Origin of the sequence: Veillonella parvula (assembly GCF_040097785.1) — a bacterium.
Taxonomy (GTDB): domain Bacteria; phylum Bacillota; class Negativicutes; order Veillonellales; family Veillonellaceae; genus Veillonella; species Veillonella parvula_D.
This window is the reverse complement of record NZ_JBBNNS010000001.1, coordinates 261580-283690: the sequence shown is the minus strand read 5'-3', so window position 1 is coordinate 283690 and position 22111 is coordinate 261580. Positions and strand designations below refer to the sequence as shown.

Sequence of the window (22111 nt, the reverse complement as noted above, 5' to 3'; positions counted from 1 at the left end):
TAGTCCTTACCCCAATTATATATGTTATAGATTTATCTTTCAAATGCTAATACGACAACGATTAAGCTTTACCGTCTCGAACCATTTCTGCGGAATCAGCTACCATGTTATCTAATGCTTCTTCAAAGGATTCGCCTTGACGACCTTCAAGAACAGCGTCAGCCATTTTACCAGCCAACAATTTAACAGCGCGAATAGCGTCATCATTTGCTGGGATTGGGAAATCAACTTCGTCTGGGTCGCAGTTAGTGTCAACTGTTGCAACTACAGGAATACCCAATTTTTTAGCTTCTGCAATAGCGATTTTTTCTTTTTTAGGATCTACTACGAAAAGAGCACCTGGCATTTTAGGCATATCTTTAATACCGCCAAGGTATTTTTCCAATTTATCCATTTCATGACGAAGACCGATAACTTCTTTTTTAGGCAATACTTCGAAAGTACCGTCTTCTGCCATAGCTTCCAATTGTTTTAAACGTTTAATACGAGTTTCAATTGTTTTGAAATTAGTCAACATACCGCCCAACCAACGTTCGTTAACGAAGAACATGTTAGCACGGATAGCTTCTTCTTTAATAGCTTCTTGAGCTTGTTTTTTAGTACCTACGAACAAGATTACTTCGCCTTGGGAAGCAACTTCACGCAAGAAATTGTAAGCTTCTTCTACTTTTTTAACTGTTTTAGACAAATCAATGATATAAATACCATTGCGTTCAGTGAAGATGAATTTCGCCATTTTAGGGTTCCATCTTCTAGTCTGATGACCAAAGTGTACACCAGCCTCTAATAATTGTTTCATTGATACTACTGCCATTGTGGCACCTCCTGTTAATTAACCTCCGCCGCTTCATCCTTCGGGTCACCCAAAATTAGGCACAGTACCGAAGTCCACTGACGTGCATATTTTTCATACCTAATAATTCTAACAAAAAATCATGGCAAAAGCAAGCAAGGAGTGAGGAATTCTTTAAGTATTCCTCACTCCTTATTTTAAATACATTCTCTTTCTTATTGATGTACGATCTTATGTTCAAATTTGAATTATAGAATATTATGAAAATATTTATTTAATTATTGCGAATGAATTCAATCATACTTGCACGATCTTCAGCACCAAATACTGCAGAACCAGCAACTAAAACTGTAGCCCCCGCTCTTTTAATCGGTACACAAGTAATATCGTTAATACCACCGTCCACCTCAATGACTGCCGTTGAATTGTCTACTTCTTCTAACAATATCTTAGCTTGTTTAACTTTTTTTATGGCATTTTTAATAAAAGATTGTCCTCCAAATCCTGGATTCACAGACATAATTAAAATCATATCTAAATCTGCAGCTACATCTTCTAGTAGAGATACAGGTGTACTAGGATTCAATGCTACACCAGCCTTCATCCCACACTGCTTGATATGTTGAATCAAACGATGCATATGAGGTACAGTTTCTTGATGAAAAGTAAAATATTCTACACCAATTTTTGCAAATTCTTCTACATAATCACCAGGATTAGTAACCATCAAATGCACATCAAATGGTAATTTTGTATATGGACGAATGGCTTTCACAATGGGAGCACCAAAGGTTAGATTAGGAACAAAGTGTCCATCCATGATGTCGATATGTAATAAATCAGCCCCCGCTGCTTCAATAGATTTTAATTCCTCGCTTAACACCGCAAAATTTGCGGAAAGCATAGATGGTGCAATTTTTATCATATTAAAACCTCTTTCGTTGACTTTCTATATCATTACGTATAGACATATAAGCATCATATCGTCCTTGATGAATATGACCAGCTTCTAGAGCAGCTTTAATCCCACAAATGGGTTCATGTTCATGATAGCAAGGACTAAATTTACAAGTATCAACATATTCACCAAATTCTGGGAATAATGTAGGCAATCTTTCAAGGGAAACATCATTAAATTCAATAGCACTAAATCCAGGTGTATCCATGATAAAAGAATCTGCATCTAAACTATATAAAGAAGCGTGACGAGTGGTGTGTTTGCCACGTTTAATCTTATCACTTACCTCCCCAGTCTGGAAGGCGAATTTTGGGTCTACTGCATTTAAAAGACTACTCTTACCAACACCAGATGGACCTGCAAAAGCTGTTACCTTATGTTGAAGCACATGACGTAAATCATCGATGCCTGTCATATTATATGTGGATGTCATCAAAACCTTATAACCAATTGATTTATAAAGATCAACCATAGTTTCCGTCTCTGAATCCATCAGGTCACATTTATTGATACATAGCACGATAGGTATATCCGCATGTTCAATCATAACGAGCATTTTATTAAGTAATAGCTCATTAATATCTGGTTCATGGGCAGCCACAACTAATACAACTTGGTCAATATTAGCTACTGCTGGACGTACCATCGAATTATGACGTCCATGGATGGATTCAACGAACCCATCCTCCGAAATCGTAACGCGGTCACCCACAAGTAAACTATAACGACCTTTCTTAAGTCTGCCACGAACCTTACATTCATGAATGGTGCCCGTATCATCTTGTACATAAAAGTACCCATTCATATTTTTGACAACAATGCCTGTAATCATAGTACCTCTTATAATGCAGTTTCTTGCACTAATGCACCATTGAGGTATACCTCAATACGTACATTACCTACACCGGACACTTTTCGAACAATACGATCTCCAGGTTTATTGGTATCATCATAAATTACTGCGGAACCTTCATCATCTTTTACGACAATTTTAAGTTCTTGATTTTTAGAACCAGCTGGTACAGTAACATCTATAGTACCAGTTGTTTTATTACCACTGTTTCCATCTTTTTTATCAGATTTCTTTTTATCATCTTTGAACTCAGTCGTAAGATTTAATGTGGAGCCTTCGTCAATTTCATCGCCAGCTTTAATGCTTTGCTCTATAACCACAGATTTTTCTTCCACAGATCCAGATACTTGGTTTACACCTAGTTGAATATTACTCAATGTATCACGAGCATCTTTTAATGTCATACCAACAAGATTAGGTACTTTGACTTTCTTAGCCTTCGCTTTATTTACAACGAGATCAATTGTTGTCCCTTTAGACACTTTAGAATCTCCGGAAGGACTCTGAGCAATGATTACACCATCTTTTTTACCATCTACAGATTGCTGTGTTATTTTCCCCACAACTAAACCTAAATCTTTAAGTCGTTGACGGGCTTGATCCACAGTTAAATCAGTTAAATCTGGCACCGTAATATCGCCTACACCTTTAGAAACCACAAGATGGATTGTTCGTTGCTCTTTAACCTTCTCTCCAGCTCCAGGAGTTTGAGAAATAACTTGACCAGCTGGCACATCTGGATTTGTGACTTCACTTGTAGACACACGCAAATGTTTATCTTCTAAGATATTTTTTGCTACAGAAACTTGTTTGCCTACCACATTAGGTACATCTACTGTTGTATTACTCCAGAAATTACCGTAGCTTAAGAAAGCACCTAAAAATGCTACTAAGAAAATGACAGCAGCACCTAGAACGATGTATTTTTGTGGAATCGATGCAATTTTACTTAACATACTCTTCTTTTTACCCTCTTCTTTTCGTTCTTCTTGAATCGTACTAAGATCTTCAAGTGCTTCAGGATCAACAGCAGGAATCATTTGTGTAGCAAAGTCATATGGTTCATGACGTTGTGTTTTGCCCATCGTAAAACCTTGAGATAATCGCAAATCACTGATCATATCAGAGATAGAATCAAATCGATCAGCAGGATTTTTAGATAATGCTTTCATAACAACAGCTTCTAAAAGCGGAGGAATTGATGGATTATATCGTGTTGGAGGTTCTACCTTCTCACGAACATGTTTTAATGCTACCGCAATTGGCGTTTCCCCTTCAAATGGTACACGACCTGTAAGCATTTCATACAATACGACACCCAGAGAATAGATATCTGTATTGCCGTCTACCGGTTTACCACTAGCTTGCTCTGGTGATAAATAGTGTGCTGAACCCAAAATCGAATTCGTATACATAACTGTGTTAGTTGCATTTATTGCACGAGCAATACCAAAGTCAGTTACTTTAACGCGCCCCGTATTGGTAATAATAACATTATGTGGCTTTATATCACAATGAACAATGCCCATTGTATGCGCGTGTTCTAAGCCTTCAGCTATGGCGATAGTAAATTTAACAGCCTCATCTATGGACAGTCTTCCATGACGAGTTATATATTTTTTTAAGGTTTCACCATCTACATATTCCATGACAATGTAATGTAGATTTTGATCAAAACCTACATCATACATATTTACAATATTTGGATGATTTAATTTACCTGCCGCTTGTGCTTCTCGTTTAAATCGAGTCACAAATTCGTCATCATTTGCAAAATTAGCATGCAATACTTTTATTGCTACTTGTCTACCTAGTAAGGTATCTTCTCCAAGGTATACATCAGCCATTCCACCAACGCCAATTTTATCAACAATTCGGTAGCGGTTATCTAGAAGTATGCCTTTTATATTCATAGTACTCATTATTTCTCCATTTCTAGATTAGATTGTTCCCACCACAATGGTCACATTATCTCCTGCTCCGACTTCATATACAGCTTCCATCAATGATTCAATAACCAACATATCATCATCCGTTGATTGTAATGCAGAGGCAATTACATCATCGGATACATAGCCACTTAATCCATCAGTGCAAAGTAAAATACGATCACCGGGAAGAATAGATTCTACGCCACTATCAACCTCTAAGATTTCATCAACACCAACTGCGCGAGTTAATAAATTCCGTTGAGGGTGATTTAGCATTTCATCCTTTGTAATCTCTCCAGCTGTTAATAATTCTTGTACCATAGAATGATCCGTAGTAATTTGTCGTAAATGACCATCTCTATATACATACAAACGACTATCACCAACACTTGCCCAGTAAAGTTGATTACCATTTATAGCTGTAACTACAGCGGTAGTACCCATACCAGCAAGACGTTCTTCACAAGCAACGCGATTTACAATACGTTGATTAGCGTGAATAATAGCATCACATAAGTCTTGTTGACCTATCGTTTCAAGGGAGGACAAATATTCTTTTATTTCATCTACAGCATAGGTACTTGCAATTTCACCACCGCTATAACCACCCATGCCATCAGTAACAGCACAAATATGGCCATCAATGAAGAAACGGTCCTCGTTACGCTGGCGCACAAGCCCAATTTTACTTAAACCAACAAAATTATTCATGATTCTCCTTTTTCCGACCATGAGCAGCCTTTAACTGCCCACATGCGGCTTGGATTGCATCGCCCATTTCCTTTCGTACCGTTACTGATACACCATAGGAACTGACGATGTCTTTAAATGTATTCATATTCGTAATAGATGGTTTATATAATTCAATATGTTCATTGCCATTAACTGGGATCAAGTTAACATGACAATTTGGGAAATCTTTACAGATTTTCCCCAAAGCATGAGCCTCATCCATAGATGCATTTACAGAATCTATAAGAATATACTCAAAGGTAACACGACGCTGTGTCGTATTATAATAGTATTTTACCGCATCTAAGACTTCCGTCAATTCATAACGTGCCCCAACGGGCATAATACTACGACGAACTTCATTATTTGTAGCATGTAATGAAAGTGCTAAGGTTATTGGCAAACCTTCATCAGCTAATTTATAAATATTAGGAACCCAACCACAAGTGGAAATCGTCATCTTACGATAACTAATATTACAAATCATAGGATCATGTAGTAGTTGTAATGCTTGTAATACATTATCATAATTTTGTAACGGCTCCCCTGCGCCCATAACGACAACAGAATGTATTTCCTCTTTAGTAAGAGCCCCAAATATGACAACTTGTCCAATAATCTCAGCGACTGTTAAATCTCTGTATAAGCCACCTTGTGTAGAAGCACAGAATACACATCCCATAGCACACCCCACTTGAGAGGAAACACATACAGAATACCCATAGTGTTGCTCCATCAAAACTGCTTCCACACGACTTTGATCTGACATCTCTACAAGTATTTTGCGAGTCTTTCCATCAGGGGCAATAGACTCTGTAATTAATGTAGGTAAAGAAATAACACAATTATCACCTAGCCATTGACGCAAGTCTTTCGGAAATTGTGTCATGTCTTCAAAATCAAAAATATATCTATGATAGATATAGTCAATTAACTGTTTCGCTCGAAACTTTTGTATATTATGGGTCTTAAAGATAGATTGTAATTCTTCTAAAGACTTACCCAATAATTCTATCATGGTGCTCCATTTCTTATATTATGATAAGCGTTTCATGCGAGCCATAAAGAAACCATCCATATGATCTCGCGGTGGATAGGTTGTAATCATACCATCTATAGCTTGTGGTGCCCCTTTATATGATACAGGATCGATGATAAAGTTCTTATGAATTGCCAAGAATTTATTTAGAACAGCTTCATTTTCACCACTATTCATAGTACATGTGGAATATACTAAATATCCATTAACCTTAACCATTTCAGAAGCTTTTTCTAATATTTCAAGTTGTAACGGCGGCAACTCAATAAGTAAAGACTCTGTTTTACGCCAACGCATGTCTAATTTCTTTTGTAATATACCTAGACCAGAACAAGGAGCATCAACTAAGACGCGATCAAATTGTTCTTTCCAATTATCAGGAAGATAACGACCATCTTGAAGCTTAGTAGAAATAATAGATACACCTAATCGCTCAGCATTTTGATTAATCAGTTCTAATTTATGGTCGTAAATATCACAACTCATAATAGCTCCTGTATTATTCATAAGACTTGCCATATGCATAGACTTGCCACCTGGTGCAGCACAACAGTCTAAGATAAGCTCTCCTGGTTGAGGATCTACCACATGGGCTACTAACATAGATGCTTTATCCATAAAAGTAATATGACCTTCTAAAACAGGTTTAGCTTTTTCTAAATGACCTTGATGTCCATCAATATAAACTACTTCAGGAATATATGTATCCTGTTCTACAATCCAATCTAAATCTTCTAATTCTTTTAAACAATCCTCAATAGATACTTTCACTGTATTTATGCGAGCCGTCAAACGAGGTTGTTCATTAAACCAAGAACAAAGATCTACGGTCTTATCTTTTCCCATTTCTTTTATCCATAAGTTGACAAGCCATAATGGTTGATTGTAGATAAAGGAAATTTCTTCAGCTTCGGACTTAGCTAGTTCACCGATAGAAATGCTATCACTTTCACGTAAAACCGAACGCAAAACAGCATTTACAAAACCAGATAAACCTCTAGTTAGCTTTTTGGCGAGTTTAACAGATTCGTTAACAGCCGCACTTTCAGGAACCTTATCCATATAGATAATTTGATAAATACCAAGTCTAAGGATTTCCACAACCATAGAAGATAGTTTCTTTAAGGGTCGCTTTGCAAAGTGAACAATAATAGCATCCAAGTAATTTTTTCTACGAATGACCCCATACACAAGTTCAGTAAAGAATCTTCGATCTAAATCGGATAGATGATATTTCTGTAAATACTCTTGCAACTTTATATTTGCATAAGCACCATTGCGATTAATTTCACTCAATGCTTTTACAGCGAGCAATCGAATATTTTGTTGTTGATTAGTCTTTACCTCTATCATTACTATTCCTACCAATCAATTGTTCTACTACTGCTCGAACACGTTCAGAATCGACTGTTGTATTACAACATGGCCCATTAGGACGTTCATTTAATACCCCAATAACTGGGATGGGAAATACATCAGCCATTCCACTTGCTAAATCTCGTTCGCAAGCTATTGCTACAATAGCTTTTGGGCGTGCTTCCTTTACCTTCATCCGCGCTAAGGTGCCTCCAGTGACAACTATAAATTGACAACCATAGTCCTTAGCCACTTGCAACAAATTACCAACCTGGCATCGCCCACACTGCTTACAATTATATACATCATGTGTAACCTTATGAACACACGAACTTTCTTGTAAACAGTGAGGAGTTAATAATAATATACGTTCTGGATCTACCGTATACATATCTAGCATTACTAAATGATTGATTAAATCAATCATAGACTGGCGGAGTTGATCCTTAGTAACCCCTCTCACCTTACCAATCGCCAAAGTTAATGGAAATAATCCATAAATAAACTGATTGGCTAGTCTTAAAACAATAGGATGTAACCTTATAATACCTGTGCTAGCAACAATTAAAGATAAGCACAAAATCCATATAATAGCAATAAGTATAGATATAACTACACTACTTATAATTGATGCAAATGGATGCAATTGTAAAAGTCCTGGTTCTAATATATACATTAGAAAGGCTAGTACTGCTGTGAGCAAAGCACATGTAATAGTTGATAAAATCAAGTATAACGGATACGTTTCGTACTGCTTATATTGAGTCCCCAAAAACGATACCTTCCTTTATTTGATGACCATTTATAAAATCAATTGCAGAAATGCGTTTTTTATTTTCTGGTTGGACTTCTGTTAATAGAATTATATTTCCATCACCACAAAATACACCTAAACCGGCTATTTTAGATACGATTGTACCAGGCACAGTTGTGGCTGATATAGCAATTGGTACATGTTTACCATGGACATCTATCAAACAGTGAGTCGTATCACTGGGAACCACTTCTCCAGACCATACTTTTAAACGTTTTCCATCGAGATATGTATAACATCCAGGTGCTGGATTAAGTCCTCTAATGAGATTTGCAATTTCATTAGCCGGCTTAGACCAGTCGATCTGCCCCATTTCCTTTGTAATCTTAGTAGTATGTGTAGCCATTGAATCATCTTGTGGTGTAGCCACAATTTCTCCATTAACCCAACGAGTTAATACAGGCACTATAGTTTCACCCCCCAGTACAGCTATACGTTCAAATAACTGTCCTGTCGTTTCACCGGGTAAAATATCTATCTCCACAATGTCAATGATATCACCTGTATCAAGGCCATCATCCATATGCATTATGGTAACACCCGTTTTAGAGTCTCCATTAAGAATTGCATAATGAATTGGCGCAGCGCCTCTATAACTAGGTAAAATAGAGGCATGAACATTAATACAACCATATTGCGGCAATCGAATAAGCCAAGGAGGTAATATTTTACCATACGCAATAACAATCACTACATCTGGTTGTAATGCTTCTAATTCGGCTCTCACTTGTTCATCACGCAAAGTGACTGGTTGATATACAGGCAAGTCATGCTCTAAAGCAGCTACTTTTACAGGGGGCATTTGAACTTGTTTACCACGCCCTTTTTGTTTATCAGGCTGGCAATACACACCGACAATAGAATGACCAGCTTGAATCAAAGCCTCTAAGGTAGGCACAGAAAAGTCTGGTGTCCCCATAAAAACGATGCGTAATTGTTTATTATCAGACAATTTCTTTCTCCTCTGGATGATCAGTAATTAATCGTAAGTTAGTTGCTTTTTCAATAAACAAATGACCTTCCAAGTGATCAATTTCATGTTGGAAAATACGCGCCAAAAAACCTTCAGCTTTTATAGTTACCTTCTTATTATGTGGATCAATACCTTTAACAGTGACTTTATTAAATCGTTCCACATCTCCGAAATATCCTGGCACACTTAAGCATCCTTCAGGTCCAACTTGAGAACCTTCAGCATGAGTGATTTCAGGGTTAATTAGCGCAATAAGACCACTACCAGATTGGTCATCTACAACGATAATACGTTTAGCTACAGCCACTTGAGGTGCTGCAAGACCAACCCCTTCAGTCTTATACATAGTTTCAGCCATATCATCGATAAGGGCTCTAAGTTTTTTATTAACATGTTCTACAGGTTCCGCCACTTGTTTTAAAACGGGATGACCTGCTTTCACAACATCTAATACAGCCATTGATACTCCTACACTACACGGGATCCACGTCAATCAGCAGTCCTTCTTGCGTGAAAATCCATGAGTTATATATATATTCTTTCAAATTCGTTAAATCTGTACCGCGAATCATAATAGCTAAACGATACATATCGCGCACTTTTTTTATAGGCGCTTCATAAGGACCATTAATCAAAATATCCTGATTTCCTTTATAAGACTCCAAGTCATCGACAATACGATTTGCTATAGACTCTAATGTTTTCATATCTTGATGACGCACAACCATATGAATCATTTCGCGAAATGGAGGATATCCTAAAGCTTTACGGTTTTGAATTTCTTCATTGTAAAAGCCTATATAATCATGAGCCTTACTCTTTATTATAGCATAATTTAAAGGATTATATGTTTGTATTACAACGCTACCCGGTTTTTCACCCCTACCGGCACGTCCAGAGGTTTGAGTAAGTAAATCAAAAGTTCGTTCTGAAGCTGTATAAACAGGAATATTCAAAACTGAATCGGCTGTTAAAATACCAACAGCTGTTACATCTTTAAAGTCATGTCCTTTAGATACCATTTGTGTTCCCAACAAAATATCATATTTATGAGCCCCAAAGTCATGTAAAATATCTTCTGCTAATTGCTTATTTTTTGTCACATCTTGATCAAGACGAGCAATGCGGGCCGATTTAAAGTGACGACGTAACTCTTCCTCTACCTTTTGTGTGCCTGAACCAAAAAACTTAATCCTCTTACTATTACATTTGGGACAAACAGTTGGAATTGGTTCATGATGTTCACAATAATGACAACGCAATTCTTCACCAGCTTGGTGATAAACCATAGCTACATCACAATGAGGACACATAATAGTTTCCCCACAATCCCGGCACATAACAAAAGTACTATAACCGCGTCTATTTAACAGAATAATCATTTGATTATGCTCATCTAATGTATGTTGAATTAAGCGACTCATGGCATCAGAAAAAACGGAGTAATTTCCATGAAGAATTTCTTCCTTCATATCTACTATAGTAACCTTCGGCATAGGTTGCTCAAAAATGCGATTTGGCAATTCTAGTAAATGATACTCCCCTTGCTTAGCTTTATAGTACGAAGTAACAGATGGTGTAGCAGAACCTAAAATAACGGGACAACCATGTGCCTCAGCACGCCACAATGCCACGTTACGTGCATGATACCGAACCATATCCTCTTGTTTATAAGATGGATCATGTTCTTCATCGACCACAATAAGGCCGATATCCTCAGCTGGCGCAAATACGGCAGAACGAGCGCCAATAATAATGTGACTATCCTTACGGCGCAAACGCTCCCAATTATTGTTCCGTTGTTGTACCGTCAATTTACTATGAAATACTACGACTTCGTCACCAAAAGTTTCTACAAATCGTTTCACAATTTGATCAGTCAATATAATTTCAGGTACTAAAATAATAGCCGTCTTATCCTGACTAATACATCTTGCTGTAGCACGTAAATATAATTGAGTCTTACCACTACCAGTGACACCATGAAGTAAAAAGGTTTTATGTTCATGGCTATTCATTGCATCTTGTATTGGTCCATATACAGCTTGTTGAGCTTCAGTAAGAGGAATATTAACTTCTTCTGTTAAAAGCTCATCAAATGTTGTTTTTGTGGCTTTAAAACGAGCTTCAACGACAATACCTTTAGCTTCACTCACTTGTTTAATGACCATACGAGAATAGCCTTTAGCTAGTAGTAATGCCTTAGATGCTCCGCCCACTTCAAGTAAGTATTTTGCTAATTCTCGTTGCTTCTTTTTTCGTTCACTAAATTGTGCCACCGAAAATTCTGGCATGACTACTAACCATTCTTCCTTTGGTGCCTCGTAAGATTTTAATGTCTTATTCACTGTAAACAATCGCAATGCATCGCCATAAGAGAATAAATAATACTCATTTAGACGGCGGGCCGTATCCATCATTTCCGGTGTAAACCAAGGTTCGCTATCTAATACTTGCACAATATTTCGTAAAGTGAACTCTGGTGGCTCAACTAACTCGTCGTAACCAATAAGAATGCCTTCTTCACGACTATGTCCTAAAGGAATGAGTACGCGCGTACCAGGTAAGACATTACCAAACTTTTCAGGCATTAAATAGCTCAAAGGTTTATGAAGTTGTTTGGCCGGTCTGTTAATTATAACTTGTGCTACGCGCATACATTTTTTCCTTTCGTTTATTATAAAAGGTCTCAGTAGAAATTCTACCAAGACCTTTTGTATTATAAGCCAGCTTCTTCTTTTAGAATTTGTGCTTTATCTGTACGTTCCCAAGGTAAATCCACATCAGTTCTACCAAAGTGACCATACGCTGCAGTTTTGCGATAATGAGGCTTTAACAAATCAAGCATTTCAATGATTCCTGCTGGACGAAGGTCGAAATGTTTTTTAACAAGCTCTTGAATTTTTGTTTCCTCTATGCGACCTGTACCAAAAGTATCAACTAAAATAGATACAGGATGAGCAACCCCAATTGCATAAGCAACTTGCACTTCACATTTATCAGCAAGACCTGCTGCTACAACATTTTTAGCTACATAACGCGCTGCGTATGCTGCAGAACGGTCCACCTTAGATGGATCCTTACCAGAAAATGCACCGCCACCATGACGGGCCATACCACCGTATGTATCTACAATAATTTTACGGCCAGTTAAACCAGCATCTCCATGAGGTCCTCCAATTACGAAACGACCAGTTGGATTGATGAAGTATTTAGTATTTTCATCAACGAATTCAGCAGGCAACGCTGCGTCAATTACATAACGCTTCAAATCGGCTTTAATTTGTTCTTGGGTAACTTCAGGGCTATGTTGCGTAGAAATAACAATTGTATCAATGCGCTTAGGTTTACCATCAACATATTCTACAGTAACTTGAGTCTTACCGTCTGGACGTAAGTAAGTTAAGGTCCCATCCTTACGAACTTCTGTAAGTCGACGAGATAAACGATGTGCCAAGGAAATTGGCAAAGGCATGAGTTCAGGTGTTTCATTAGATGCATAGCCAAACATCATACCTTGGTCACCAGCACCGATTTTATCAAGCACTTCACCATTGCCATCTTTTGATTCAAGTGCTTCATCAACACCCATGGCGATATCCGCAGATTGTTCATCGATGGATACAAGTACACCACAAGTATCACAATCAAAACCAAATTTTGCACGAGTATAACCAATTTCACGAATTGTATCACGTACGATGCGAGGAATATCTACATATGTGTGAGTAGAAATTTCACCTACTACATGAACTAAACCAGTAGTAACTAAAGTTTCACAAGCCACACGAGCAGTTGGATCCTTTTCAATAATCGCATCCAAAACAGCATCAGAAATTTGGTCAGCTATTTTATCTGGATGGCCTTCAGTAACAGATTCAGAAGTAAAAAACATATGTTTTTCAGCCATTTTATCCTCCTAATACGAAAAAAAGTCTCTCATGCACTCATGAGAGACCCTCCCATCTAACGACATTTGTCATAGGAATTAGCACCTTTTCCGCTTGGAATGGTTGCTGTAGCTTCACAGGGCCTATCCCTCCACTACTCTTGATGAGTTACAGAAATATTATAGTGTATTTACAGTGAGAAAGCAAGTCATTATTATACCTCTCTTGCCTCTTTTAAAGCTAAATCATGTTCAGCCTTATGAAGGGCACTTTCAAACTGACGATACATATGATGACGGCCCAGAATATCCAAGAAATTAGATTTATACATCTCTCTACGTATATCGTAACTCACATCACTAAGCAAAACTTCTATGCCTCTTTTTTGAAGTTCTTCAATAATACCTCGTAAAATACGTAAACCCGTTAAATCTACAAATGGTACTTTTACAAAACGAATGATTAAATATTTAGGATCTTTATGTATAGAGTTTAACGCTCTATCAAATGCACTTATAGCACCAAAGAATAATGGGCCTTCTACAGTGTATACCATTATTTCTGGATGGATTGTAATCTCATGCCTAATCTGTGCTGATAATTCGGCACTACTTGCTTCATGCACATCAATTGTATTAACCATTTTGCGCATAAACTGCAACACTGCAAGTACTACACCTACATTTACAGCTACTACTAAATCCGTAAAAATAGTCAGGAAAAAGGTAAGCAATAATATTATTTGATCTGGACGAGGTGCGAGAATAAGCATTCGTATAAAACGTGGTACATCACTCATATTGTAGGCTACTACAAATAATATGGCTGCCATAGATGCCAACGGAATATACACTGCATATGGGGCTAAAAATAAAAGAATGGCACCTAATGTAATGGCATGAACAATACCTGCCACCGGAGAATTACCACCTTGACGAATATTTGTAGCAGTTCGCGCAATAGCACCGGTTGATGCAATTCCACCAAACAATGGCGCAAATATATTAGCTAATCCTTGTCCAAATAATTCAGTATTAGATTCATGCTTGGTGCCACTCATACCATCAGCAACAACTGCAGACAATAAGGATTCAATAGCGCCTAGCATGGCAATTGTAAAAGCCGGCCCGATTAAAGATAAGATTTTATCAAAGCTCAATTTTGGTATAGAAAATTCTGGCAAACCTTGAGGTATACCACCAAATGCACTACCAATGGTTAAAACCGTAGGAAATTGGTAGATAGCTTGAATAACCGTAGCAACAATCATAGCTACAATGGGAGCTGGAACTTTATTAATATATGGGATTTTAGGTAAAACTAACAGTAGACTTAAGCTTAAGAGCGCAATCCCCAATGTAGGTAAGTCAGAGTATGGTAAGGACTGAATCATAGCCCATAATTTTTCATGGAAATGAGCCATATAAGGCAACGGTGGAAATCCAAAGAAATATGGCCATTGCCCTACCCAAATTGTAACACCAATACCTGCTGTAAAACCCATAATAACAGGTGTGGGTATAAACCGAATGACTGTCCCTAACTTTGCAACGCTCATTAAAACCAGAATAATCCCTGCCATCATGGTCGCAATTTGTAAACCTTCAAAGCCATAATTGACAACGATACTGCTCAATAGAACGATAAATGCCCCTGTAGGGCCCGCAATCTGAACAGGGGAGCCACCAAACAAGGATACAAATATACCTGCAATGATTGCCGTATAAATGCCCGCTTGCGGTGTAACTCCACTAGCAATAGCAAAGGCCATTGCTAAAGGCAGAGCCACTACCCCTACGACCAATCCAGCAATAATATTGTTACTCCATTTTCCTTTTCCTAATGAGCCGTCTAAATATGCTTTTTGTATAGCAAACATGTAAGAAAAACACACCCTTCTTAAAACAACACACACAAGAATTAATTTATGTCAGCTTTGTTTGCTACTAAATCAATAACTTCTCTAAGGATATGTCGAGCAAGTTCAGATTTTTTCATATTAGGCATTTCTTTAGGCTCTTTATCGGGATATAAAAAATAGCCTTCATTCGTATCTACATTAAAACCTGCATTCGATTTGCTTACATCATTGGCCACAAGCATATCTAGATTTTTTCTAGCCACTTTATCCTGACCATACTTGATTACATGTTCTGTTTCTGCCGCAAAACCAACAAGAATTTGATGATTTTTTTTAGAGCCCAACCCTTGTAGAATATCTGGATTTTTTACAAGTTCTATGGTCATAGACTCCATTTTCTTTATTTTTTGCTCTGCTTTATGAAGGACTCTAAAATCAGAAACAGCGGCAGCCATAATAACTACATTAACATCATTATAACGAGCTTCAACAGCCTCCTGCATAGATACCGCAGAATCTACAGAAATAAAGTCTACGCCACTTGGTATAGGCAAGGATGTGGGAGCACTTACTAATATCACTTTAGCCCCCATGCGTACAGCCTGTTCTGCAATGGCATATCCCATCTTACCGCTAGAACGATTTCCAATATACCGAACAGGATCAATACTCTCCTGTGTTCCGCCAGCTGTAACAAGTATAGTAGTACCTTCAAGCTCATTGGTGCTGCACATTTTAGATTCTAGCCAATCCACAATTGCTTCGGGCTCCGGTAAACGTCCTACACCAGTGATGCCACAAGCTAACCAACCTTCTGCAGGGTCCATAATATGGTAGCCCAAAGAACGTAATCCTTCTAAATTGCGTTGAGTAATAGGATTATTATACATTTCTGTATTCATAGCAGGACAAAGGTACTTAGGTGCTTTGGTAGCCATAATTGTTGTAGTTAACATATCATCAGCAATGCCTGCATAAATTTTTCCGATCACATTTGCTGTTGCAGGCACAACTACATATGCATCTGCCCAAGTGGCCAGTGCAATATGTTCTACATCCCACTGATGAACTTGTTCAAACATGTCTAGAGCTACAGGATGTCCACTGATTTCGCCAAATGTTAAAGGTGACGCAATATGCGTTGCATTTTGTGTCATTACAACCTTTACTTCAGCCCCTTTTTTACGAAGTCTGCTTACCACTTCAATTGCCTTATACGCTGCAATACCTGCAGATACTGCGACAATGATATGTTTTCCGCGCATGTTCTTCTCCTTTTAAAAATTCCTTGTATCAATGATACAAGGAATTGATTTTTTATTTAATGCCTTCTTTAGTGCGTTTATATGTCACTTCACCTTCAGCAATTTCATAAAATGCCAAAGATACAGGCTTGTCAGTCGCATGTGTAGATTCTGCTAAGCAAGGTTCGCCATCTGTTAATTCGCGAGCGCGTTTAGCCGCTAAAGTCACCAATGTATATTTGCTATCTACTTGGCTTTCCAATTTTTTTAATGGAGGTTTTACCATCATACTATCACTTCTCCTTAGACTCTTGATATTGTTTATAAATATATTGAATTTGCTCTTTATTACGACTAATCTTACAAGACTCAGCTCGCAAGATAGAAGCAACCTTTTCAGAAGCCTCTGCTAAATCATCATTTACAACGATATAGTCATAACGATGAGCTAAGGCCAATTCTGAACAAGCCAATGACAATCGTTTATCAATGACTTCTTTAGCATCTGTGCCACGATTATGTAAACGTTCAGATAACTCAGATAGTGACGGCGGTACAATGTAAATAAATACAGCATCGCTAAAACGTTCCTTAACCTGCATAGCGCCTTGAATATCGATTTCTAATAGTACACTTTTCCCATCATCTAATAAATCCATTACATGTTGTTTTGGAGTACCATAGTAATTATCATATACCTTAGCATATTCTAAGAATGCGTCTTCACTAAGTAAAGACTCAAATTCCTCTTTAGAGCGGAAGAAATAGTTAATTCCTTCCTTTTCACCCACACGTGGAGCACGGGTTGTCATAGAAACGGAATAAACTAAATTAGGCATTTCTTTACGAATATTCGCACAAATCGTACCCTTACCTGCGCCAGATGGCCCGGATATAACGATTAATAATCCTCTGTCTGACATATGCACTCCTATGATTCCACTGTATCTACATCCACATCATGTTGCACAAGTCGATGTGCTACGGTTTCAGGTTGAATTGCAGATAATACAATTTGACCACTATCCATAACTAATACAGCACGTGTCTTACGACCATATGTGGCATCAATGAGCAATCCCTTGTCTCTAGCATCTTGAACCATCCGCTTTATAGGGGCGGATTCAGGACTAATAATAGCCATAACACGGTTAGCAGATACCATATTACCAAAGCCTATATTCAGTAATTGAATACTCATTCATAGACCTCCTATTACTCTACATTCTGTACTTGTTCTCTAATTTTCTCTAACTCACATTTAAGTTGAACCACAAGCTCAGTAATAATCGAATCCATTGCTTTGGATCCGATTGTATTTACTTCACGATTCATTTCTTGCAAAATAAAATCGACCTTACGACCGATTGAGTTTGTATCTGCAAGTGTATTTCTTAATTGTACCACATGAGAGGTAAATCGGACAATCTCTTCCGTAATATCCGTCTTATCAGCTAATAGAGCAATCTCTTGTATAAAACGATCCTCACTAATACTCGCTTCTAAAGAAACTAAATATTCCTGAATTTTAGTTTTTATGTGTTCGCGATATGCTTCTACAGCACCAGATTTATTAGTGTCAATTTTAGTAATGATCTTTTCAAGTGTATCGATACGATCTAATAAATCCTGCTTGATATGTTGACCTTCCGCAGTTCGCATTGCTATTAAAGCATCTAATGCTTGAGTCGTAGCTTCTTTCACAATATCTAATAGAACATCTTCTGCAATTGGTGTATCTTGTTGTTGAACCCATTCGGTAGAAATCGAATTTACAGCTTGTAAAGGTACCTTTTTTGAATCATCATAGAATTCTTCTTGTACCAACAACTCTTGTATTTGTTTTCTCAATACACTATTAATAGTAAAAGTTTTAGGTCGCTCCCCTGCATCTAAAATAGAAACTGATACCTCAACCTTACCACGAGTAATACGATCTTGTATCATTCCACGAATAGTACTTTCAAAAGGATTCATTTGTTTTGGACTACGAATAAACAGATCCAAGAAGCGAGCGTTTACGGACTTAATTTCTACCGTACAGGTAATGCCATCTTTGGTTGCTGTGCCAGAACCAAAACCGGTCATACTTTTCATAAATCATCCTCCTTAGTAGTTTTTATTATTGTACCACGAATTACACAATCCGTGTTTAAATACTAAGAATTATATGTACACTATGGTATACTAAACTATACTTCTAAATATATTTGAAAGGAGTACTATGAATTTAGACGGACTTACCATGTCTGTACTCGCTAAAGAATTAAACGAGCGACTACAAACAGGTCAAATACAAAAACTATATCAAATAGATAAAACTACATTATTATTTAAAGTTCGAGCACTTAACGAAGACCAAAACTTAATTATTACCGTAGGTGCCACACCAGCAATGTATCTTAGCCAACCACTTCAAGATCTACCAAAAGAACCAAGCTCACTTTGCATGTTCTTACGAAAGCATATTGAAGGTAGCCGCATCGTAAAGGTGGAACAAATCAACGGTGACCGTATCATGTGTATCCAAACGGATAAACTAGAAATGGACGGTTCTATTACGAGTACATATATTTATATTGAATTAATGGGCAAATATTCCAACTGTATCTTCGTACAAGACGGTATTATTTTAGAATCCTTAATTCACGTCTCCCCTCTCATGAACCGTGAACGTATTATTAGTCCAAAAATACAGTATGATTTACCACCTAATGCTAATCGCGTAAGTTTAATGGACTTTGATAATAATGAAATAAAAAATCTACTTACTTCCTTTGGTAATGGCTCTGTGCAGCAATCTATTCGAGCTATCTTTAACGGTTTTGGTAAACCTTTATTGGATGAGCTTTTATATATTTCCAAATTAAGTGGTGAAGAAATCATAACTGATTTAGATACTTCTCAACTAGATACACTTGCTAAAGCCTTGTACGACCTCAAGGTAAAACTCGAAAATAGCAAAGGTTTATTTACTTTAGTCAACGATAACAATAAAAAAGCTTACACAAGTATTTTATTACATAACTATAAGGTATTAAAAGAATACAACACTATTTCTGAAGCCTTAGAGGAATCTATTCATAATACAAAGGCAATTTATACAGCTGATAAAGAGTTAGAAAAAATCTTAACAGCAGCCATCAAAAAGGAAGAAGGTCGCCATCAAAAGATCAAAGATGAATTAGAAGATACTAAGAAAATGGAAACCTATAAATTATATGGTGATCTTCTAATGATAAATGCACACCTTCAAGTGCAATATGAGCCTTCTATTGAATTACAAAATCTTCTTTCCGAAGAAAATGAAATGTTAACGATTCCTTTAAAGCCAAACTTAACGATTGTTGAAAATGCACAATGGTATTATAAGCTTTATACAAAACTAAAAAATCGTATGGTTAGTGGCGAGTTCCAACTCAATGCTAGTACTACAAAACTAGCATACTTACAATCTATTCTGTACAGCATCTCTTTAGCCACAACTCGTGAAAGCTTAGAAGAAATACGCAAAGAATGCATGGATGCAGGTATCATAAAAAAATCAAAAAAACCACTATCTTACAAGCTTGGCAAATCTAACTACATTCACTTAACAATTGATGAAGGTGAAATATTCATCGGTCGTAACAATCAACAAAACGAATATTTAACACACCGATTTGCAAAGCCAACTGACATTTGGTTCCATACACAGGATATCCAAGGTTCGCACCTTATTTTAAGACTCAATGTTGAGCCAGACGATATGATTCTATCTAAAGTAGCTCAATATGCAGCCTACTTCAGTAAAGCTCGTGATACTAGTAAGATCCCGGTAGATTATACATACATTAAAAATATCAAAAAGCCACCTGGATCTCCTTTGGGATTTGTTATTTTTAATACCCATCAAACTATGATTGTGGAGCCGAAAAAGCCAGAAAACTATAGAGAATGATAAAAGCGAAGGTATCCCTTCGCTTTTATTTTTGGTTTATTATTTCGCTCACATTATTTTTTACATATTGATCTGAAAATTGATATTACTTATCTTAAGTTTTCTATGGAATTTAAAATATAAAAAAAGAGGCTAGATATAATATGATATCTAGCCTTTGTTTAAACTATTGGTTTTCTTCTGTACGTTGTTCAGTTTGTTTCAAACTTTCACGATTTTGACGCAAGCTTTCCAATGTTTTTTCCAAGTTGTTTTCAACATATTTAAGAACATCACCAGCATATTGAATAGAACTAGCTTTCAACTCATCAGAGGATTGATTTGCTGCATTAATAATTTGATTCGCTTGTTCTTGAGCTTGTTTTACAAGTTCACTTTCAGCTGTCAATTTAGCAATGTAGTCTTTAGCTTGATCAATCAAAGTTTCAGCCTGACGTTGAGCATCAGCTAACACTTTATCTTTATCTGCTACAATACGACGAGATTCTTCAAGTTCCAAAGGTAAGGATTCCTGAATAGAATCAATAATACGCATAATTTCGTCTTCCTCAACCATACGTTTTGTAGTCATAGGAATACGGCTGCTAGATTCAATAAGAACCTCTAAATCTTCTAATAATTTTTCTGTTTTCATACAATTCACCCCTATTTATTATGGACCGTATTAAAGCGTTCTTCAAGTTTTTCCTTAACATCATCCGGAACAAGACCATCTAGCTTACCACCAAATTTAGCTAGTTCACGAATACCCGTGGAGCTGACAAAAGAGTATTTGTTATTTGTCATAATAAATACTGTTTCAATGTCATCATCCAAATATTTTGCAAATAATGCGCGCTGAAATTCATATTCAAAGTCGCTCAATGCACGTAATCCTCGAATAATAATAGTAGCATTCTTGGATTTAACATACTCATTGAGTAAGCCACCTGTACAATCAATTTCAACATTAGGAATATGTTTGACAGAATTTCGAATCATCTCAACCCGTTCTTCCATAGAAAATAAGGAATTTTTATTCGGATTTGAGCTGACAGCAATGATTAATTTATCAACCAATCGGCTGCCCCGTTCAAAAATATCAACATGTCCATTAGTAACTGGGTCAAAACTACCCGGACATACACCTATACGCACAGGTTTAGCTCCTTTCGGCTGTCTTTACAAAATAGGAAACCAACGTATAACCAAATTTCTGTTCTTTTATACATTCCCATGATTCTGGTAAGGTAAAAACCTCATCCTTATGATGTTCTAATAATAAAACACCTTCAGGTTTTAACAAATCATAGTTCACAACCAAATCTATGGTATCTTGTATAAATCCATTTTCATATGGCGGGTCAGAAAATATATAATCGAACTGTCGCCCTACTATATAATTTTTTAATTGTGAAAGTTTCCTCGGAATAATTTCTAACCGATCATCCACACGACAATGTTTAGCATTCTCTAAAATTAGTTTTCCCGTTTTAAAGTCCACTGCTACTGCATGTGCTGCACCACGACTTAAGGCTTCAATTGCTACTGCACCAGTGCCAGAAAATATATCTAGTATATCAGAACCAAATATACCTTTATTGGCTAATACATTAAATACACTTTCACGAACACGATCAAGTGTAGGCCTAGTATCTAATCCTTTAGGTGCTTTTATAGCATGTCCCTTAGCAGTTCCGCCAATAATTCGCATACAACCCTCACAAGATTATACTCATTAATTATAG

22 protein-coding genes and 1 riboswitch are annotated in these 22111 nt (G+C 37.0%); of the genes, 1 reads left to right on the top strand and 21 read right to left on the bottom strand.

Annotated features, from left to right (window positions below):
* Window positions 1–61: 61 nt before the first annotated feature.
* From rpsB to AAA071_RS01240, 18 genes are all read right to left on the bottom strand, one after another.
* A complete protein-coding gene (gene rpsB, locus AAA071_RS01325; RefSeq protein ID WP_004695687.1) occupies window positions 62–814 on the bottom strand; it encodes a 30S ribosomal protein S2 in 753 nt (250 codons plus the stop codon).
* A gap of 253 nt (window positions 815–1067) precedes the next feature.
* Entirely contained in the window at window positions 1068–1718 is a 651-nt protein-coding gene (gene rpe, locus AAA071_RS01320; RefSeq protein ID WP_008713843.1) for a ribulose-phosphate 3-epimerase, read from the bottom strand.
* Window position 1719: 1 nt separating this feature from the next.
* Window positions 1720–2583, bottom strand: a complete 864-nt coding sequence (rsgA, locus tag AAA071_RS01315) for a ribosome small subunit-dependent GTPase A (RefSeq protein WP_012864314.1) — start codon at window positions 2581–2583, stop codon at window positions 1720–1722.
* Window positions 2584–2591: 8 nt separating this feature from the next.
* Window positions 2592–4517, bottom strand: coding sequence for a Stk1 family PASTA domain-containing Ser/Thr kinase (pknB, locus tag AAA071_RS01310; RefSeq protein WP_042466902.1), 1926 nt, complete (start codon window positions 4515–4517; stop codon window positions 2592–2594).
* A 27-nt stretch (window positions 4518–4544) separates the two neighbouring features.
* Complete coding sequence (locus AAA071_RS01305; protein WP_004697417.1) at window positions 4545–5246, bottom strand: Stp1/IreP family PP2C-type Ser/Thr phosphatase; 702 nt, start codon at window positions 5244–5246, stop codon at window positions 4545–4547.
* Window positions 5239–6285, bottom strand: coding sequence for a dual-specificity RNA methyltransferase RlmN (gene rlmN / locus AAA071_RS01300; protein ID WP_021148108.1), 1047 nt, complete (start codon window positions 6283–6285; stop codon window positions 5239–5241). The genes AAA071_RS01305 and rlmN overlap by 8 nt, the downstream gene beginning before the upstream one ends.
* Before the next feature lie 18 nt (window positions 6286–6303).
* Window positions 6304–7659 (bottom strand): 16S rRNA (cytosine(967)-C(5))-methyltransferase RsmB, encoded by a 1356-nt coding sequence (rsmB, locus tag AAA071_RS01295; RefSeq protein ID WP_004695675.1) that lies wholly within the window; start codon window positions 7657–7659, stop codon window positions 6304–6306.
* A complete protein-coding gene (locus AAA071_RS01290) occupies window positions 7640–8434 on the bottom strand; it encodes a DUF116 domain-containing protein (protein ID WP_004695673.1) in 795 nt (264 codons plus the stop codon). The genes rsmB and AAA071_RS01290 overlap by 20 nt, the downstream gene beginning before the upstream one ends.
* Window positions 8418–9428, bottom strand: a complete 1011-nt coding sequence (fmt, locus tag AAA071_RS01285; RefSeq protein ID WP_004695671.1) for a methionyl-tRNA formyltransferase — start codon at window positions 9426–9428, stop codon at window positions 8418–8420. The genes AAA071_RS01290 and fmt overlap by 17 nt, the downstream gene beginning before the upstream one ends.
* Window positions 9421–9909: a peptide deformylase gene (gene def / locus AAA071_RS01280; RefSeq protein WP_004695669.1), complete on the bottom strand. Its 489-nt coding sequence runs from the start codon at window positions 9907–9909 to the stop codon at window positions 9421–9423. Before def ends, fmt begins: the two co-directional genes overlap by 8 nt.
* A gap of 13 nt (window positions 9910–9922) precedes the next feature.
* Window positions 9923–12106: a replication restart helicase PriA gene (priA, locus tag AAA071_RS01275; protein WP_004695667.1), complete on the bottom strand. Its 2184-nt coding sequence runs from the start codon at window positions 12104–12106 to the stop codon at window positions 9923–9925.
* 62 nt (window positions 12107–12168) lie between these two features.
* Window positions 12169–13359, bottom strand: a complete 1191-nt coding sequence (gene metK / locus AAA071_RS01270) for a methionine adenosyltransferase (RefSeq protein WP_004695665.1) — start codon at window positions 13357–13359, stop codon at window positions 12169–12171.
* Between the two features lie 49 nt (window positions 13360–13408).
* A riboswitch (SAM riboswitch) is annotated at window positions 13409–13509 on the bottom strand.
* Window positions 13510–13553: 44 nt separating this feature from the next.
* Window positions 13554–15218, bottom strand: a complete 1665-nt coding sequence (locus AAA071_RS01265; protein ID WP_195213233.1) for a SulP family inorganic anion transporter — start codon at window positions 15216–15218, stop codon at window positions 13554–13556.
* 41 nt (window positions 15219–15259) lie between these two features.
* Window positions 15260–16465: a bifunctional phosphopantothenoylcysteine decarboxylase/phosphopantothenate--cysteine ligase CoaBC gene (gene coaBC, locus AAA071_RS01260; protein ID WP_004695662.1), complete on the bottom strand. Its 1206-nt coding sequence runs from the start codon at window positions 16463–16465 to the stop codon at window positions 15260–15262.
* Window positions 16466–16517: 52 nt separating this feature from the next.
* Window positions 16518–16733: a DNA-directed RNA polymerase subunit omega gene (gene rpoZ, locus AAA071_RS01255; RefSeq protein ID WP_004695660.1), complete on the bottom strand. Its 216-nt coding sequence runs from the start codon at window positions 16731–16733 to the stop codon at window positions 16518–16520.
* Window positions 16734–16737: 4 nt separating this feature from the next.
* A complete protein-coding gene (gmk, locus tag AAA071_RS01250) occupies window positions 16738–17367 on the bottom strand; it encodes a guanylate kinase (RefSeq protein WP_004695659.1) in 630 nt (209 codons plus the stop codon).
* An 8-nt stretch (window positions 17368–17375) separates the two neighbouring features.
* Complete coding sequence (gene remA / locus AAA071_RS01245) at window positions 17376–17645, bottom strand: extracellular matrix/biofilm regulator RemA (RefSeq protein ID WP_004695657.1); 270 nt, start codon at window positions 17643–17645, stop codon at window positions 17376–17378.
* A 14-nt stretch (window positions 17646–17659) separates the two neighbouring features.
* Entirely contained in the window at window positions 17660–18541 is an 882-nt protein-coding gene (locus AAA071_RS01240; RefSeq protein WP_008600822.1) for a YicC/YloC family endoribonuclease, read from the bottom strand.
* 127 nt (window positions 18542–18668) lie between these two features.
* Here AAA071_RS01240 and AAA071_RS01235 point away from each other — a divergent pair, with 127 nt between their 5' ends.
* A complete protein-coding gene (locus tag AAA071_RS01235; RefSeq protein ID WP_195213234.1) occupies window positions 18669–20384 on the top strand; it encodes an Rqc2 family fibronectin-binding protein in 1716 nt (571 codons plus the stop codon).
* Between the two features lie 166 nt (window positions 20385–20550).
* Here AAA071_RS01235 and AAA071_RS01230 read toward each other — a convergent pair whose 3' ends face one another.
* The 3 genes from AAA071_RS01230 to rsmD are packed head-to-tail and all read right to left on the bottom strand — an operon-like array spanning window position 20551 to window position 22077.
* Window positions 20551–21018 (bottom strand): hypothetical protein, encoded by a 468-nt coding sequence (locus AAA071_RS01230; protein ID WP_004693228.1) that lies wholly within the window; start codon window positions 21016–21018, stop codon window positions 20551–20553.
* Window positions 21019–21029: 11 nt separating this feature from the next.
* Complete coding sequence (gene coaD, locus AAA071_RS01225) at window positions 21030–21521, bottom strand: pantetheine-phosphate adenylyltransferase (RefSeq protein WP_004693226.1); 492 nt, start codon at window positions 21519–21521, stop codon at window positions 21030–21032.
* Between the two features lie 4 nt (window positions 21522–21525).
* Window positions 21526–22077, bottom strand: a complete 552-nt coding sequence (rsmD, locus tag AAA071_RS01220; RefSeq protein WP_004693225.1) for a 16S rRNA (guanine(966)-N(2))-methyltransferase RsmD — start codon at window positions 22075–22077, stop codon at window positions 21526–21528.
* Window positions 22078–22111 lie beyond the last annotated feature (34 nt).

Coding starts and splice junctions, on each gene's coding strand:
- rpsB (WP_004695687.1), bottom strand. CDS start 814: ATGGCAGTAGTATCAATGAAACAATTATTAGAGGCTGGTGTACACTTT.
- rpe (WP_008713843.1), bottom strand. CDS start 1,718: ATGATAAAAATTGCACCATCTATGCTTTCCGCAAATTTTGCGGTGTTA.
- rsgA (WP_012864314.1), bottom strand. CDS start 2,583: ATGATTACAGGCATTGTTGTCAAAAATATGAATGGGTACTTTTATGTA.
- pknB (WP_042466902.1), bottom strand. CDS start 4,517: ATGAATATAAAAGGCATACTTCTAGATAACCGCTACCGAATTGTTGAT.
- AAA071_RS01305 (WP_004697417.1), bottom strand. CDS start 5,246: ATGAATAATTTTGTTGGTTTAAGTAAAATTGGGCTTGTGCGCCAGCGT.
- rlmN (WP_021148108.1), bottom strand. CDS start 6,285: ATGATAGAATTATTGGGTAAGTCTTTAGAAGAATTACAATCTATCTTT.
- rsmB (WP_004695675.1), bottom strand. CDS start 7,659: ATGATAGAGGTAAAGACTAATCAACAACAAAATATTCGATTGCTCGCT.
- def (WP_004695669.1), bottom strand. CDS start 9,909: ATGGCTGTATTAGATGTTGTGAAAGCAGGTCATCCCGTTTTAAAACAA.
- priA (WP_004695667.1), bottom strand. CDS start 12,106: ATGCGCGTAGCACAAGTTATAATTAACAGACCGGCCAAACAACTTCAT.
- metK (WP_004695665.1), bottom strand. CDS start 13,359: ATGGCTGAAAAACATATGTTTTTTACTTCTGAATCTGTTACTGAAGGC.
- AAA071_RS01265 (WP_195213233.1), bottom strand. CDS start 15,218: ATGTTTGCTATACAAAAAGCATATTTAGACGGCTCATTAGGAAAAGGA.
- coaBC (WP_004695662.1), bottom strand. CDS start 16,465: ATGCGCGGAAAACATATCATTGTCGCAGTATCTGCAGGTATTGCAGCG.
- rpoZ (WP_004695660.1), bottom strand. CDS start 16,733: ATGATGGTAAAACCTCCATTAAAAAAATTGGAAAGCCAAGTAGATAGC.
- gmk (WP_004695659.1), bottom strand. CDS start 17,367: ATGTCAGACAGAGGATTATTAATCGTTATATCCGGGCCATCTGGCGCA.
- remA (WP_004695657.1), bottom strand. CDS start 17,645: ATGAGTATTCAATTACTGAATATAGGCTTTGGTAATATGGTATCTGCT.
- AAA071_RS01240 (WP_008600822.1), bottom strand. CDS start 18,541: ATGAAAAGTATGACCGGTTTTGGTTCTGGCACAGCAACCAAAGATGGC.
- AAA071_RS01235 (WP_195213234.1), top strand. CDS start 18,669: ATGAATTTAGACGGACTTACCATGTCTGTACTCGCTAAAGAATTAAAC.
- AAA071_RS01230 (WP_004693228.1), bottom strand. CDS start 21,018: ATGAAAACAGAAAAATTATTAGAAGATTTAGAGGTTCTTATTGAATCT.
- rsmD (WP_004693225.1), bottom strand. CDS start 22,077: ATGCGAATTATTGGCGGAACTGCTAAGGGACATGCTATAAAAGCACCT.